Here is a 15,113-nt window from a genome sequence, read left to right as displayed (position 1 = left end):
TTTCAAGGGTCATAGAGCGGTTGCACAAACGATAGAGTTGACCTCACGTGAGAAATTGCGTGTCCTAGAAGTCGTTTCGGAATGCACACACATGAACGTGTTGACCGATTGGATATTCCAAACCGGGAGGGGACTGGCGCTTGCGAAAACTATTGAATGTTGTCTTTCTGGCGAGCCTGTTCGCTGCCCTTTCTTCTGCGGCGCTTGCGGGCAAGGGAGATCGTCTTTTCCAGGTGCCCAAATCCGCCCCGCTTTTGCAGGGCAAGACGCTCGACTTGAGATTTGCCGAATTCGCCCAGGGGATCTGGGTTCGTGAACTGGAAAACTGCCCTGTGCCGCGTGTCGATCGAAGCGAACCGGGCTCGGCCTTGGTGATCTATCGGGGATTGCTGGAAACGCCGGGCAGGATTTGCCAGGTCTATGGAGCCGAACGCAGCGGGCGCATGACCCAGCGTGCTGCAATCAACTGCCTTTCGAACGATGGCGGCGAATCCATCGAGTTGGTGACCGTGCAGCCGCGTGGCTCAGATGGATTGCTCGTGCAGGAAGGCGAAAAAGTACCCGTTCACTTCAGGTTTTGCCGCAAGATCATCCCGATCCTGCAGTCCCAGAAAAGCAACTGACCCGGAAACTAGATCTCGGGTCCCGACCAGACGGCTGACCGAGCGGTTTTCTTGGGCGTGCGCGATTCCGCGATATGTGCCGTGAGGGGATCAAGGGCGCACAGGGCGTCGTACTGGCTCAAGAACACCTGACCGGTCAGGTGGTCCAGAAAATCAGTACGCTTCAATCGATCCATAACAGGTCCCTTGACTTCCGACAGATGAAAAGTGACGTCTGAATCCGAGAGCCGGAGATTGATTTCTTCAAGACTTTCCAGCGCGCTGGCATCAACGGCATTCACCGCGGGACACATCAGAATCACATGGTCTATATCCGGGTTTTCTGCCGCCAGGGTGTAGACCCGGTCCTCCAGATACCTTGAATTGGCGAAAAAGAGGCTTTCATCCACCCGCAAAGTCAGAACGCTGTCACTGGTAATGACCTTGTGCCTGTCGACATTGCGAAAGTGCTCAGTGCCTGGAACGATCCCGACGATCGCAGTATGAGGTCGGCTGGAACGAAAGAGATAAAGTGCTATCGACAGGCCGACGCCAGTCACCACGCCTTGTTCGACGCCAAAAAACAGAGTGACAAGGATGGTGGCCGCCATGGCCGCAAAGTCACTTTTGGAATAGGCGTAGGTCCTTCGAATAGCGCCAAAATCAACAAGCGAAAGAACGGCGACGATGATTGTGGCTGCAAGTGTGGCCTGTGGCAGATAGGTCAGAAGTGGTGTCAGAAACAGTGTCGCAAGCGCGATACCGACGGCAGTGAATGCGCCGGCTGCAGGTGTTGCAGCACCAGCATCGAAGTTGACCACCGAGCGAGCAAAACCGCCGGTGACCGGGTACCCGCCGGAGACCGCCGAAGCTATGTTGGATGCACCGAGGCCGATCAATTCCTGATCCGGTTCAATGCGTTGGCGTTTTTTGGCCGCCAACGTCTGAGCGACAGAAACAGACTCCACAAAACCGATGACCGATATCAGGAGCGCCGGACCGGCCATGGCCAGCCAAAGCTCGCTGTCTAAGGACGGCAGTTGTGGCGCTGGCAAGCCGGAAGGAATATCACCAACAATCCTGACGCCGTGCTCCCCCAGTTGAAAGGCAGCCGAAAGGGTCGTCGTTGCAGCAACGGCCGCCACCGGTCCGGCCTTGGTCAGGATGTCGGCCAGAAAGGGCTTCAGCCCCAGACCGAGCAACATCTTTTTCAGGCTTTTCCGGACCCAGAACAGAAAAATCGTCGCTGCGGACCCGATGGCGAAGGTGATCCAGTTGACTTCATTGAGGTGGGACGCGATCGACAGAACAATGTCGTAAAGCGTATGGCCATGGGCTGGAACACCAAGAATATGCTTCAGTTGGCTGGAGGCAATCAGAAGACCTGAAGCGGTTATGAAACCCGAGATGACCGGGTGACTGAGAAGATTGGCCAGAAACCCCAAGCGGAACAGCCCCATGAGCACAAGCATCAGGCCCGAGATAAAAGCCAGCACGATAGCTGCGCCCAGGTACTCCGGCGTGCCTTGCTGTGCAAATTCACCCACTGCAGAAGCAGTCATGAGCGACACAACGGCAACGGGACCGACGGCCAATGCCCGGCTGGTGCCGAAAATCGCATAGGCGACCAAAGGAAGGATGGAAGCGTAGAGCCCGATCTCCGGTGGAAGTCCCGCAAGCAGCGCATAGGCCAACGACTGCGGGATCAGCATGATCGTCACGATCACCGCGGCAACAAGGTCGCTGGTTGCCGTCTCCCTGTCGTAGCGGCTGCCCCAGTCAAGAACGGGCAAATATCGCTGAAACCGGATCATCATGTACCTTTTCGAGAGCAAAAAACGAGCCGGAAAACCGGCTCGAAGGAGGTTAGGAAAGTACTCTTCAACGGCGGTCAGGCAGCACTGACCTTTTCAGGTTTTGCCATCCATTCCTTGCCGCGCAACATGGCGCGCCAATAGACGGGTGGCAAAATGCGCTCCTTCAAGAGCCATGCAGTCCGCGTTGGCCTGGTCCCGTCCACCAGCCAACGCGGAAAGCTCGGCAACAGTGTTCCACCATAACCGAACTCGGCAAGCACAATCTTGCCGCGCTCAACCGTAAGCGGACAGGATCCATAACCGTCATATTGGGCCGTGGCGCTATGACCTTGTATGTCGGAAACGATGTTTTCAGCCACCACTGGTGCTTGTTTGCGCGCAGCTGCCGCGGTTTTGGCATTCGGCGCATTCATGACATCGCCCAAAGACCAGATATTTTCAAACGTCTTGTGCCTGAGAGTTGACTGGTCGACATCGACCCAGCCTGCCGGATCGGCGAGCGGCGAAACCCGGACGAAATCGGGCGCCACTTGGGGTGGTGTCACGTGGATCATGTCAAAGTCGACATCAACTCGCTTGGGCTCCGTGTCGGGGGCTTTTACTTCGAAAACCGCTTTTTTGGAGGGCCCGTCGATGGCGATCAGGTTATGGAAGAAATTCAGGTCGGCGTCATAAAGCTTTATGTATTCCATCAAGGCGGGAACATAGTCCTTGACCCCGAACAGAGCGCCACCGGCATTCATGAACTGAATATCGATCTGGCCAAGCCGTCCTGCCTTGTTCCAGTGATCTGCTGACAGATACATCGCCTTTTGCGGGGCACCGGCACATTTGATCGGCATGGGCGGCTGCGTGAAGATAGCGCGGCCTTCCTGCATTTTTTGAACCAGCTGCCAGGTGTAGGGAGCCATATCGTATCGATAGTTCGATGTGACACCGTTCTTGCCGAGTGTGTCGACCAGGCCTTCGATCTTGTGCCAATCCAGTTTGAGGCCCGGACAAACCACCAGGCGGCCGTATTTCACCACACGGCAGCCATCGAGAAGGATGGCATTGTCCTTCGGTTCGAAGGCGGCAACCGCCGATTTGATCCAGTGCACGCCTTTCGGAATAAGCGATCCCATGGTCCGTGCCGTATCGGAGGCTTGAAAGACCCCGCCGCCGACCATGGTCCACCCTGGCTGGTAGTAGTGCACATCTGCGGGGTCTATTATGGCGATATCCAGATCGGCTTTCCTGGAAAGAAGACTGGAGGCAACCGAAATGCCCGCAGCTCCGCCGCCGACAACCACAATATCGAACCTTGCATCCTCCACCGCATCCGTCGGTGTCCGCCCGCCATTTGCAATCCGGCGCACGACGCCGGCCATGTCGTAACCGGCTACCTTTGTCTGTGACAGAATGTCGGCCAATGGCAGCGTGTCGGCCTGCGACAACGACCAAAGCGTTGCCGAGCGAGTTCCTGTGCGGCAGTAGGCCAGAACCGGTTTTGGCAACTCCTCCATCAATTTGCTGAAGTCGTCCGCATCCTCGTCTTGCACCTTGCCGGCAACAATTGGCAGATAGCGCGCCTCCAGCCCGAGCTTCTTCGCAGCAGCTTCGATTTCCTCAAACACCGGTTGGTCCGCACCTTCTCCATCCGGTCTGTTGCAGATCACGGATCGAAATCCCTGTTGTGCGATGTCTGCCAGATCCTGCGGGCGGATTTGCGGGGCTACCGAGATGCGTTCATTGATGGGTTTCATGGGATTGCCGCCTCCTGTCGGCACCGACTGAAAATCGTCAGCTTGCGCCTTCCCGCATCCCCTCGCTCAGGGGGATGCGGGTTGGCGTTTTTCGTTTTCCGGGTTTCAGAGGCCGTTTACCGGCACCTTCAGGAAGGTTTTGCCATTGTCTTCCGACGGAGGAAGTTGGCCGGCGCGCATATTCACCTGAAGCGAGGGAATAATCAGCTTCGGCATGTCCAATACGGCATCGCGTTCCGTGCGGAACTTGACGAACTCGGATTTCGTCTTGCCACCACCGACGTGAATGTTGTGTTCCTTTTCGTCGCCAACAGTCGTTTCCCATTGAATGTCCCGGCCATTTGGGCCGTAGTCGTGACACATGAACAATCGCATGGCGTCCGGCAGGGCGAGCAGCTTTTGAATGGAATCGTAGAGCATTGCGGCATCGCCGCCCGGAAAGTCAGCGCGGGCAGAACCGCCATCTGGCATGAACAGCGTGTCCCCAACAAAGGCCGCGTCGCCCATGACGTGAACCATGCAGGCGGGCGTATGACCGGGCGTGTAAATCACGAACGCAGTCAGCTCACCGATCTGATAGGTGTCGCCGTCCTTAAACAGTTTGTCGAACTGGCTTCCGTCCCGCTGGAACTCGGTGCCCTCGTTGAACACCTTTCCGAAGGTTTCCTGAACAACAGTGATCTTTTCGCCGATACCCAGCTTTCCGCCGAGCTTTTCCTGAATGTAGGGAGCGGCAGAAAGATGATCCGCGTGTACATGCGTTTCGATCAGCCATTCCAGCTTCAGGTCTTTTTCCTGGATATAGGCAATGATCTCGTCGGCATGATCGTATGTGATCCTGCCAGCCGCATAGTCGATATCCATGACGCTGTCGACAACCGCGCAGGCCTTGGTGGCCGGGTCCTTGACCACGTAACTGATTGTGTTCGTTGCCGGGTCAAAGAAAGCTTTGACCTCCGGTGTGCGGGTCATGTCGACCGGGTAATTCGATGTGCTCATGTTCATCTCCCTAAAGCTTGTCGCTGCCTGGATCAGGCTTGCGCCGTGTCTGTCCGATAACGTGTCGAGATTGCCCATCTTGCTGCCAGCATGCCTGCGATGATCGCAGCGAATGTCATCAAGGGTTCAATCAGCCCAATCCCCAGGACCGGGACCAGACCGCCCGGGCAGAAGCCGCTCAACCCCCAACCGATGCCGAAAACGGCCGAACCACCGACAAGTCTGGTGTCCAGATCCTGCTTTGTTGGAAGTGTGAAGGCCTGTGCCAAAAGCGGTTGTTGCATGCGGAAAATCAGTCGGTAGCCGATTGCGGTGACAAGCACGGCACCTCCCATCACGAAGGCGAGGCTCGGATCCCAGGTTCCGGCCACGTCGAAGAAGTTCAGAACCTTGGCCGGGTTGCCCATTCCGGAGATCAGAATGCCGCATCCGAAGAGGAGGCCGAAGGAGAATGCAAATAGAAGTCTCATTTCATCAGCCTCCGAAAACGTGCCTGGTCAGATAAACGGTGGTTGCAGCTGTCACCATGAAGGTCACGGTCGCCACAATTGAACGGCCGGACAGCCTGGACATTCCGCACACGCCGTGACCGCTGGTGCATCCCGAGCCGAAAGTTGTGCCGACGCCGGTCAGAAAACCGCCGACGACCAGAAGCAGAGGTGAAGACGGGATGGAGATTGCTGGAAGCTGACCGCTGAGACCAAGAAAGATCAGCGGGCTTGCTATCATGCCGGCCAGAAAGGCTGTTCGCCACGCCCAGTCCTGGTTGAGTTGCGTGGTCAGAAACCCACTGACGATGCCATTGATGCCGGCAATACGGCCGTGAACGGCCATCAGCGCAACTGCGGCAAGGCCGATCAGAACGCCGCCGCCGAAGCTGAGTAGGGGTGTGAATTCGGTCATGATGAGCCCTTTGTTACTATATGTTCGAATATATGAATATAATAAAAAAGTAGCAAGTGACTTTCGACATCAACCAAAAGGGGGACTGGTTAAAAAGAACAGTCTGGCAGCATGCCGGAATTTGCGGCAACCTGCCTTGAATGCTGTTACGCAGATGATGCGACGACCTGGGGAGGGGCGCAGATGACGATCAATCGGGCTTTGTCGGCCGCATGCATGCTTGCCATATACGCGGCTGGCGGAAACATGGCCCAGGCCGCAGATGACGATATCAGGGTCTCTTTGAAGCTTTTCGGCAAGGAAGATATCGAACAGGGGATTGATCGGTGTCGTTTTTCACTTTGGCAAGGTGACAGGGATCCGAATGCGGACCGGTACGCTTTTCTGTTTCATGCCAATGCGGCAAATAACGGCTACCAGGGCCCGGCCCGCGTCAAGATAGGTGAAACCGTTTACGCTCTCTCCCGGTTGGCGGAGGGAGGCGAGAGTATCAACGGCCTTGCCTCGCAGTACTTCTATGCCACGGAAGACCGGGAAATCCGGGTACATATTGAGTTCAATGACGTGGGACTTTCAGGTGAACTTTATCGGATCAAAGATGCCGATATGACCGTCATTCAGAAGGGTAAGGTCCCGTTTGTCGCCAGTGCAAAAGGCCATCTGGGGTGCCTGCAACCGCCTGCGCAATCGGCCAAGGCAACGCCAGTCCGCGAACCTGAAACGCAAGTGCCGGGACCGCCAAACGGTATTCCGATCGGCCGCCAGACAATCCTGGATGATATGTCTCAATTGCCACCGGAAGCCGTTCAGCTTGTGCGTGAAAGTGCCGGTGATGAATGCGATGTCGACGGGTTTCACGCCTGGGGTGGCGCACGATATGTCATCAATGACTACTATCTGCTTTGGGAAGTGCCCTGCATCTCGGCTGCCTATCAGGCCGCAACAGCGCTTGTGGTCACGCAAAACCCGCCACAGGGCTGGGGCAATCTCCTGACGTTGCCCAATCCTCCCGGTGAAGACGGTGAAACTTACCAGGCCATGAATGCGGATATTCTCGGTCCGAAAGGGTTCATCCGTACGACCAGCCTCAATCGTGGTGTTGGTGATTGCGGCAGCTACCGTGTTCACCGGCTGATAGATGCCCCGGGCGAAGTTCTGGAGCTCGAACTTCTGGAATTCAGAGAGAAGTCTGAGTGCGACGGTATCGAAATGGCACCGGAGGATTGGCCGCTTATTTTTCAGGCGTACTGACAGGCTTGACCGAATTGGATGGCTGTTCGGCCAGAACGACTTCGGTTCCGTCCACGCGTTTGCGAGTCATGGCGCCTGACACGAGGAGCGCGGGATTATCGGCAGGGTCCGGAATATGAACATCGGTCCTTGGGCCCGAAAACTCACCCATCGGCCGCAGGATGTCTTCATGCACGACACTGCCGACGAACAGCGGGCTGATTTGGCCTGCGTCAAGGATTTCGTAGCGGCTTGGCCAGAGGCGAAGCACCCATCGTCCGCTCTCTGTTCCTGTGTCGTCATTGCGTATAAGCACAAGATCAGGCTGACGCCCGTTTTGAGTGCGCGGCAGAATGGGGAGTGAGTCGGGTGGCGTCTTGCCTTCTACGAAACCGCCTGCAGTTGTCAGGGACCATTTCGGCGGTTGTTGCCAGCCGTGTTTTTCCGCGGCAGTTGCAAAGGATCCAAGCGGGCCCGAATACTGGATGACCAAGGGCTCTTCCCTGTCGCCATTCAATTCGATCCGATTGGCCGGCAGGGCCATCCAGCCTCCCTCACGCCAACTGGTGGCGGTCATGATTTCCTTGTGGTCGCGGGGTTGATAGGTCACGAGCGCCTGATCGAAGCTTGTCGACAGATGCCATCCTCCAAAAACCGCCAGTGTGAGAACCACAAGGGAGCCTATCGTCAACTGGCCGATTTTTTCATTGTGAATTGGACCGAATACAAAAGCGAACGCAGACACCATGGCTGTTCCGAACAGCAGGCCCGCCAGCACGTCGGACATCCAATGCGCGCCGAGATAGACCCGTGAAAAGCCGATCGTTATCACGAAGGCAGCGGTAATGCTGAATATGGCGGCTTTTGCCCATCGATTGAGGTCATGAGCGGCCAAGACGGCGCAAATGCCGAAAAGAACTGCATTGAGCGTGGCATGACCGCTTGGAAAGCTGTAGGCGTCGGCCCCACTATAAAGTTCGATCGGCCTTGATCGATGCAGAAGCAGTTTGAACAAAGGCACGAACATTGCGGTGCCGACCATTGCGATAACAAAGCCGATGCCGCGCCGCCAGGCTTTTCGAACAAAGAGATAACCTGCGACGACAACCGCGACAGCGGTCACCACGATCCCGTCGCCGAGCGTCGTCATGAAAACCATGATCTTGTCGCCGGCCGGTGTGCGCAGACTGTCGAAAAGATTCAAGATTGCAAGGTCGGCGCGCACCAGCGGTTCGCCGGGGGCAACCTCGCTTACGACCCAGAAAAATGCCGGCATGCTGATCAGCAGCAACAAGGCGGAGGCAAGCATGCCGCTTGATCGTGGGTGTGCCGGGTCGAAGTTTCGAGCGATCCATTGTGACACCGGATTCCGGTGCCTTGCGAACCAGCTGACGATTGCCGCATGGGCGTTCGGAAAGAGAGGCAGGATAATCAGGATCAGCCAGCGGCCAAGCATGACAGCCAGGAAGATGATCAAGAGCAGGACACCGAGCACGAGCGCAAGGCGGCCGCTGATTTCGCCGATCGCACTCAGAGCGGACCCTGCAATGATACCCGGTCCCAGATGTGCTACCGCCCACGCAAATGCAGATGTGACGTTCACGACAGTAAAGCGGGAGAAATTCATACCCGCCATGCCTGCAATGCCGGGAACCACCGATTTCACTCCCGGCACGAAGCGTCCGATAAAGACACTTTTGCCGCCATGCTGTTTGAAGAATGCCTCGCCGCTGTCGAGCATGTGGGTATAATTTCGAAGCGGCCACATTTTTCTGATCTTGTCTTTGAACTTCCAGCCAATCCAGTAGGAAATGGCATCGCCCGCGGTCGCGCCGAGCGTGGTCCAAATGAAGATCGGCACCGGATCCAGATTGCCGAGTCCAATCAGTGTTCCAGCCCCCACAAGAACAACGGTTGTCGGGACGAACAATCCGATGATGAACAGAGCTTCGCCCATGGCGGCCAGAAAACAGATTATGCCTGCCAGAGATGGGTTTTCGGCTATGAACGTCAGAACTGGATCAAGAAATTCGGTCACAGAAATCTGTCTGTTGGATCAGGTATCAAAATCAATTGCAGAAACCGCCCGACATTGCTTTCGTGGCGGTATCAACTGTTGCTTCATATAAGCGCACATGCGTTCATCCAATAGCGAAAAATGGGTTTCTCACGTTGTTCATCTGCTCTGACGTGAAGCAGAGTTCTAAACATGCGGGTGCTCAACGCCGCGCGCGCCATGCTTTTTCTGGAGGCTTTGATGTTTGAATCAGCACGTTTACCGCAGAAAATGACAAAGAAGACTTTCAAGAAAATGGAGCCGGAGATCCGTGAGGCATTGCTGTCAGCGCAGCTGCCGGTCGTTGAAAAGCAGTCTTTTTCCACGCTGATTCTGGTCGATGGTCTGGACGGGGCAGGCAAGGGTGAGGCTGTCGCCAGGCTCTATGGCTGGATGGACGCCCGTCATCTTGTTTGCAACGCTTACGGTGAACCGATGGATGAAGCGCGGCTGCGCCCACCGCTTTGGCGCTATTGGCGCGATTTGCCGGCAAAGGGCGAAACAGCCATCGTTTTCGGCAGCTGGTACCAGTCGATCTTGCGTGATCTGATTTACAAGCGGATCGACGAAGACGCTTTCGAAAAGGCACTGGTGCGAATCCGCCGCTTTGAAGAGATGCTGTCCAACGAAGACGTGCTCATTCTCAAATTCTGGTTCTACCTGCCCAAAAAAGAGCAGGAAAAGCGTCTCGCTTCGATCTCAAAGAAGCATGCCGCCCGTCATGTTCTTGCTGACTGGGCGGCGCTCAAGCATCACAAGAAGGCCAGTGAAGCAGGTGAAAAAATCATCCTTGAGACCTCCAAGGGATATGCACCCTGGTTCGTTATTCCCTCGCAGGATCCTGAATACCGGGATGTCGCCTTGGCTCAAACCGTTGCCCGGTCAATGAAGCTGAAACTCGAAGATGGTGAGCCAAGATCCGTCGCAGCTCCGCCGGTCGTCGGTGGTCTGACACGCGAGACTGCAGTCGACACAATTGACCTGACCGAATCGCTCGAAAAAGCTGAATATGTGGAACAGCGGGAACGTTACCAGACGATCCTGTCGGAGCTCTCAGACCGCAAGGCCATGACCAAAACAGGCGTGGTTCTTGTCTTTCAGGGCAACGATGCAGCCGGCAAGGGTGGAGCTATCCGCCGTGTGATCCGCCCACTCGACCCGCGTATCTACAAGGTTCATCCAATTTCGGCCCCAACCGATGAGGAAAAGGCACGTCCCTATCTTTGGCGGTTCTGGCGGCGCTTACCGCGCAAAGGTCATTTCGCGATTTTTGATCGGTCCTGGTACGAGCGCGTTCTGGTTGAGCGTGTTGAGGGTTTTGCAGGTCATGAAGACTGGTTGCGGGCCTACAACGAAATCAACGAATTCGAACAGGAACTGACGGATTTCGGGTTTATCGTCTGCAAATTCTGGCTGGCGATTTCCGAGGATGAGCAGTTGCGCCGGTTCAAGGCGCGGGAAGATACGGCCTACAAGCAGCACAAGATCACCGACGAGGATTGGCGCAACCGATTGAAATGGGATCAGTATGCGATCGCAGCAGGAGACATGGTCGACAGGACGTCTACGCACTATGCCCCTTGGACACTTGTCTCGTCCGAAAACAAGCGCCATGCCCGGGTAAAAGTCCTCAAAACAATTTGCGAACGGCTGGACGACCGGCTGGAGAAGTGATTTGCAAGGCAAGTGCGGCGCTTGGCGACTTTGGTGAACCCGCAAACACGCGGATGCCGTTGCTAAAAGGTCAAAGCGACTGTGCCAGATAGTCCATGGCTGCCTGAGTACCACCCTTGCCATGCGGAATTCCGAGCCGTTGAAACCCGAGTTCAACAACCGAAAGAGTGCCAAGCAGCATAACCGCATTGACGTGACCCATATGCGCGATCCGGATACCCTTGCCGGAAAGGTCTCCAATAGTGCCCCCGACGGTCACGCCACAGACTTCCTTGGTAAACTCGCGCAGTGCGGCTGCATTTCCCTCTCCAATCTTGAGCACCGTGACGCTGTTGGAGCGAGCGGGTGGTTCGCTGACGTTGAAGCTCACAGCGCCGCCTTCCGACCACACCTGAATTGCTCGGCGGGTCGCTTCACCTAAAAGCGCATGCCTGTGCCAGGAATTTTCCAGGCCTTCCTCAAAAAGCAATTCCAGCGCTTTGCGGAAACCGAACAAAAGGTGCTCTGGCGGCGTGCCGCAGTATTTTTGGTAATGTTCTGCTCCCTGACGGAATGTCCAGTCAGTGTAGTTGGTCCTGAGGTCTGCAGACTTGTGAGCTTCGTCTGCTTTTGGTCCTGCAGCGACAAAGGAGAGCCCGGGAGGGCACATCAGACCCTTCTGGGATCCGGTGAGCGCAACATCAACTCCCCAGGCATCCATTTCAAAAGGCATGCAGCCAAGCGAGGCAATGGTGTCGACCATGAATAGGGCCGGGTGTCCGGCGGCATCAATTGCTTGCCTCAGTGCCGCGATGTCATTCCAGACACCTGAAGCCGTGTCGACCTGAACGACCAGAATGGCTCGAATTTCGTGCGACTTGTCCTGGGCAAGACGTTCTTCAAGGCGTTTGGGATCGACGCTCTTCTCCCAGGACCCCGGCAGGACTTCGACATTCAACCCATTGATCTGGCCGGCCTCGCCCCAGCCGAGTGCAAAACGGCCGGATTCCAGAACCAATACCTTGTCGCCTCGCCGAAGCGTATTGCACAAGGCTGCATCCCAGGCTCCATGGCCGTTGGAGGCGTAGATGTAGGTCTTGCCTTGGGTTCGGAAGGTTTCCTTGAGCTTGGCAAGGCAATAATCTGTGGTTTCCAACAAAGGTCCTTCGTAGATGTCCACGGCGGGACGGTGCATGGCGCGAAGCACTTCGTCGGGCACATTCGTCGGGCCGGGGATCATCAAAAACTCTTTGCCATTGCGCAACGTCACGGGGAGATCCTTGTTTTTCAAGCTGAGGTCAGAACAGATTTATCGGAAGGGTTGGTTTGAAGGCGGATGCCAAAATTGTCGCTACTGCGCTATCCGTCAAGACCGCAACAATGCTGAACGTGGGTGTTGATTGTCTGCCCAACCGTCGGCTTGTTGCAATTGCGAACAGAGGGATGGAGCAATTGTGATAGCTTAATCTTGACGTGTCAAAAAGGGCGCGTGAATCCAGGCAGGCTTCAACACTCTGAAAACAAAGACAATTAGCTAGTCGGTTGAGGGCTGTGAATAAGTCACGCGCTGCAGTTGAACAGAATATACCTTGTTTCCTCTAAGCAAATTCTTCAAGTTACAACCGGTCGGTATCGTCAGTTAGGCGTTGCAGCATGATCCTGGTAAATGAAGGTGAAAGCCCTGTTATTCTGTGCCTGCCTCACAGCGGCACGGACGTACCCGAAGCTGTGTCAAAACGACTGAATGCAACAGGACGCCTGCAGGCGGACCTGTCCTGGCAACTGGACCGCGTATTTGACTTTCACCATACCTTGGATGTGACTTTCATTCGCTCGACGGTGTCCCGCTATGTGATCGATCTGGACAAGTCCGTCGATGAGAGCGACGGTGATCTTTGTCCGGTGACGACACTTGATGGAAAACGGATCTATCAGGAAGGCGAGGAGCCCGGACCAACCGAGACCGAGCAACGTGAACTGCTCTTTTATGATCCGTTCCACAAGGCTTTGAGGCAACAGCTGAATAGGTTGTTGAAGAGGCATGGCAAGGTCATTCTACTGGATTGCCAGTCCATGCGCTCGCATATTAAGGGCGTGACCGGCAAAGGTCTGCCTTTGGTCAGTGTCGGCAGCATGGACGGCAGGTCAACCGACCTCGACCTCCGCAACCTCCTTGTTGGTTCGTTTCAAGGTCTTCCAGGTTTCTCAATCAGTGTTGACGAGCACGCAAAGGGCGGGTTGATAACGCGCACCTTCGGGCAACCGGACCGTGGTGTGCACGCCATGTCGCTGCTTTTGGCGCAACGCGCCTATCTGCGACATGAATCGCCGCCGTTTGAGCCTGACAAGACCCGCGTTGAACGTTTGCGCGAAGTGCTTCAGGACATGTTGACCAGACTGATCGACTGGACTGCGCTTCCAGACAAAAACGGAAATGAGGCAAGTCACGTCGAAATCAGCCAGGAACTGGAAGCTGACAACGATCCATCTGGCGAGATGTCTGACGATGAGGTCGTTGCACCAAATGCTGAAGAGACGGAGCATCGTCAGGAAGCAAAAATCGAAGTGGCACCGGCAGATGCCTCACAGTCGACTTCAAATGACAGTGGCGAACCGGAAAACGGCGAACCCGACGAACTGCCGGATAAACCGCTTCTGGTTGCTGAATAGCACTGTCACGTCGCCAATCGATTGAGGCACACAAACGAACCATCGCCGTTGCACTGATCAGCGCCATTCCGGTGCCCAATCGCTGCATGCTTCAGCTCGCATCCTTGAGTGAACGGGAATAAAGCATTCCTCGAAGCAATCTGCATATCGGAGCGTCCGGCAAGACGCCGATGGCAAAGTTCAGATGTTCGATGCCGTTAGAAGAAAGCCTGCAGGCCGGTCTGTGCCCGACCGAGGATCAACGCATGAATGTCATGCGTTCCTTCATACGTGTTCACCGTTTCCAGGTTCTGTGCATGGCGCATGACATGATATTCTTCCTGGATACCGTTGCCGCCGTGCATGTCGCGAGCCTGACGGGCAATATCCAGCGCTTTGCCGCAATTGTTGCGCTTGATGAGCGAGATCATTTCCGGAGCAACATTGCCGGCGTCGAACAGCCGGCCAACGCGGAGCGCTGCCTGAAGGCCGAGCGTGATCTCGGTCTGCATGTCCGCCAGTTTTTTCTGAAACAGCTGTGTCTGGGCCAGCGGTCTGCCAAATTGTTCCCTGTCGAGGCCATATTGCAGGGCACGGGTCCAACAGTCTTCAGCAGCGCCCATTGAGCCCCAGGCAATGCCGTAGCGAGCCCGGTTCAGGCAACCAAACGGCCCTTTCAGTCCGGATACATTGGGCAATAGAGCGTCTTCACCAACCTCTACGCCATCCATGACGATTTCCCCGGTGATCGAAGCGCGCAGGGAGAGCTTGCCTCCAACTTTCGGAGCGCTAAGGCCTTTCGTGCCCTTGTCGAGTACAAACCCGCGGATGGCTCCGTCATGCACTTCAGATTTTGCCCAGACGACAAAGACATCGGCAATTGGAGCGTTTGAGATCCACATCTTGGTGCCCGTCAACCGGTAGCCGCCATCGGTCTTCTCCGCGCGCGTACGCATACCCGCGGGGTCAGAACCGGCGTCGGGTTCTGTAAGGCCGAAACAGCCGACATACTCACCGGTGGCAAGCTTTGGCAGATATTTCTGCCGCTGTTCTTCCGAGCCATAAGCGTAAATTGGATACATGACCAACGATGATTGAACACTCATCATGGACCGATAGCCACTGTCGACACGTTCAATTTCCCGCGCGACAACACCATAGGAAACATAAGATGCCCCTGCGCAGCCGTAGTCTTCGGGCAACGTTACACCGAGCAGGCCAAGCTCGCCCATTTCATTGAAGATTTCCCGGTCAGTCTTTTCCTCCCGGTAGGCTTCGATGATGCGCGGCTGAAGCTTGTCTTGCGCAAAGGCACGCGCCGTATCCTGAATCAGCTGTTCATCTTCGTTCAGCTGGCTTCTCAGCTGGAACGGATCTTGCCAATCGAAGGTGCCGCCACCTGCTGGCGAGGATTTGATTTGAGCCGGTGCATTCATGACTGTATTCTCCCGCGGGGCTG

12 protein-coding genes are annotated in these 15,113 nt (G+C 55.8%); 4 read left to right on the top strand and 8 right to left on the bottom strand.

Annotated elements, in window-relative coordinates:
* The first annotated feature begins 140 nt into the window (after nt 1-140).
* Nucleotides 141-623, top strand: coding sequence for a hypothetical protein (locus tag Q0835_RS17760; protein ID WP_298963490.1), 483 nt, complete (start codon nt 141-143; stop codon nt 621-623).
* A gap of 8 nt (nt 624-631) precedes the next feature.
* Here Q0835_RS17760 and sulP read toward each other — a convergent pair whose 3' ends face one another.
* From sulP to Q0835_RS17735, 5 genes are all read right to left on the bottom strand, one after another.
* Entirely contained in the window at nt 632-2,416 is a 1,785-nt protein-coding gene (gene sulP / locus Q0835_RS17755) for a sulfate permease (RefSeq protein WP_298963540.1), read from the bottom strand.
* A gap of 77 nt (nt 2,417-2,493) precedes the next feature.
* On the bottom strand, nt 2,494-4,164 hold the full coding sequence (locus Q0835_RS17750) for a bifunctional protein tyrosine phosphatase family protein/NAD(P)/FAD-dependent oxidoreductase (RefSeq protein WP_298963487.1): 1,671 nt from the start codon (nt 4,162-4,164) through the stop codon (nt 2,494-2,496).
* A 105-nt stretch (nt 4,165-4,269) separates the two neighbouring features.
* Nucleotides 4,270-5,163 (bottom strand): MBL fold metallo-hydrolase, encoded by an 894-nt coding sequence (locus tag Q0835_RS17745; protein WP_298821622.1) that lies wholly within the window; start codon nt 5,161-5,163, stop codon nt 4,270-4,272.
* 32 nt (nt 5,164-5,195) lie between these two features.
* Nucleotides 5,196-5,633, bottom strand: a complete 438-nt coding sequence (locus Q0835_RS17740; RefSeq protein WP_298963485.1) for a DUF6691 family protein — start codon at nt 5,631-5,633, stop codon at nt 5,196-5,198.
* 4 nt (nt 5,634-5,637) lie between these two features.
* The gene (locus tag Q0835_RS17735) at nt 5,638-6,066 is read right to left on the bottom strand and encodes a YeeE/YedE thiosulfate transporter family protein (RefSeq protein ID WP_298963484.1); all 429 of its coding nucleotides are present in this window, start codon (nt 6,064-6,066) and stop codon (nt 5,638-5,640) included.
* A 183-nt stretch (nt 6,067-6,249) separates the two neighbouring features.
* Between Q0835_RS17735 and Q0835_RS17730 the strand changes: the two genes are divergently transcribed.
* The gene (locus Q0835_RS17730; RefSeq protein WP_298963483.1) at nt 6,250-7,317 is read left to right on the top strand and encodes a DUF1176 domain-containing protein; all 1,068 of its coding nucleotides are present in this window, start codon (nt 6,250-6,252) and stop codon (nt 7,315-7,317) included.
* Here Q0835_RS17730 and Q0835_RS17725 read toward each other — a convergent pair.
* Nucleotides 7,298-9,334 (bottom strand): bifunctional DedA family/phosphatase PAP2 family protein, encoded by a 2,037-nt coding sequence (locus Q0835_RS17725; RefSeq protein ID WP_298963481.1) that lies wholly within the window; start codon nt 9,332-9,334, stop codon nt 7,298-7,300. The genes Q0835_RS17730 and Q0835_RS17725 overlap by 20 nt on opposite strands.
* A 219-nt stretch (nt 9,335-9,553) precedes the next feature.
* Here Q0835_RS17725 and pap point away from each other — a divergent pair, with 219 nt between their 5' ends.
* On the top strand, nt 9,554-11,026 hold the full coding sequence (gene pap / locus Q0835_RS17720; protein WP_298821612.1) for a polyphosphate:AMP phosphotransferase: 1,473 nt from the start codon (nt 9,554-9,556) through the stop codon (nt 11,024-11,026).
* 70 nt (nt 11,027-11,096) lie between these two features.
* On the opposite strand, the gene Q0835_RS17715 is transcribed toward pap, so the two are convergent.
* Nucleotides 11,097-12,275, bottom strand: a complete 1,179-nt coding sequence (locus Q0835_RS17715; RefSeq protein WP_298963479.1) for an aminotransferase class V-fold PLP-dependent enzyme — start codon at nt 12,273-12,275, stop codon at nt 11,097-11,099.
* A gap of 383 nt (nt 12,276-12,658) precedes the next feature.
* On the opposite strand from Q0835_RS17715, the gene Q0835_RS17710 reads away from it, so the two are divergent.
* Nucleotides 12,659-13,675: an N-formylglutamate amidohydrolase gene (locus Q0835_RS17710; RefSeq protein WP_298963477.1), complete on the top strand. Its 1,017-nt coding sequence runs from the start codon at nt 12,659-12,661 to the stop codon at nt 13,673-13,675.
* Between the two features lie 197 nt (nt 13,676-13,872).
* Here the strand turns inward: Q0835_RS17710 and Q0835_RS17705 are convergent, their stop codons facing one another.
* Nucleotides 13,873-15,090, bottom strand: coding sequence for an acyl-CoA dehydrogenase (locus Q0835_RS17705; protein ID WP_298963475.1), 1,218 nt, complete (start codon nt 15,088-15,090; stop codon nt 13,873-13,875).
* Nucleotides 15,091-15,113 lie beyond the last annotated feature (23 nt).

The sequence above is a fragment of the uncultured Roseibium sp. genome (genome assembly GCF_947499295.1).
GTDB lineage: Bacteria > Pseudomonadota > Alphaproteobacteria > Rhizobiales > Stappiaceae > Roseibium.
Note: the sequence above shows the minus strand (reverse complement) of the source record. Positions and strands in the feature narration are given on the sequence as shown.

Excerpts from the sequence above, each read along its gene's own strand:
- Q0835_RS17750 (WP_298963487.1), bottom strand. The coding sequence starts at position 4,164 with ATGAAACCCATCAATGAACGCATCTCGGTAGCCCCGCAAATCCGCCCG.
- pap (WP_298821612.1), top strand. The coding sequence starts at position 9,554 with ATGTTTGAATCAGCACGTTTACCGCAGAAAATGACAAAGAAGACTTTC.
- Q0835_RS17735 (WP_298963484.1), bottom strand. The coding sequence starts at position 6,066 with ATGACCGAATTCACACCCCTACTCAGCTTCGGCGGCGGCGTTCTGATC.
- Q0835_RS17745 (WP_298821622.1), bottom strand. The coding sequence starts at position 5,163 with ATGAGCACATCGAATTACCCGGTCGACATGACCCGCACACCGGAGGTC.
- Q0835_RS17705 (WP_298963475.1), bottom strand. The coding sequence starts at position 15,090 with ATGAATGCACCGGCTCAAATCAAATCCTCGCCAGCAGGTGGCGGCACC.
- sulP (WP_298963540.1), bottom strand. The coding sequence starts at position 2,416 with ATGATCCGGTTTCAGCGATATTTGCCCGTTCTTGACTGGGGCAGCCGC.
- Q0835_RS17730 (WP_298963483.1), top strand. The coding sequence starts at position 6,250 with ATGACGATCAATCGGGCTTTGTCGGCCGCATGCATGCTTGCCATATAC.
- Q0835_RS17740 (WP_298963485.1), bottom strand. The coding sequence starts at position 5,633 with ATGAGACTTCTATTTGCATTCTCCTTCGGCCTCCTCTTCGGATGCGGC.
- Q0835_RS17710 (WP_298963477.1), top strand. The coding sequence starts at position 12,659 with ATGATCCTGGTAAATGAAGGTGAAAGCCCTGTTATTCTGTGCCTGCCT.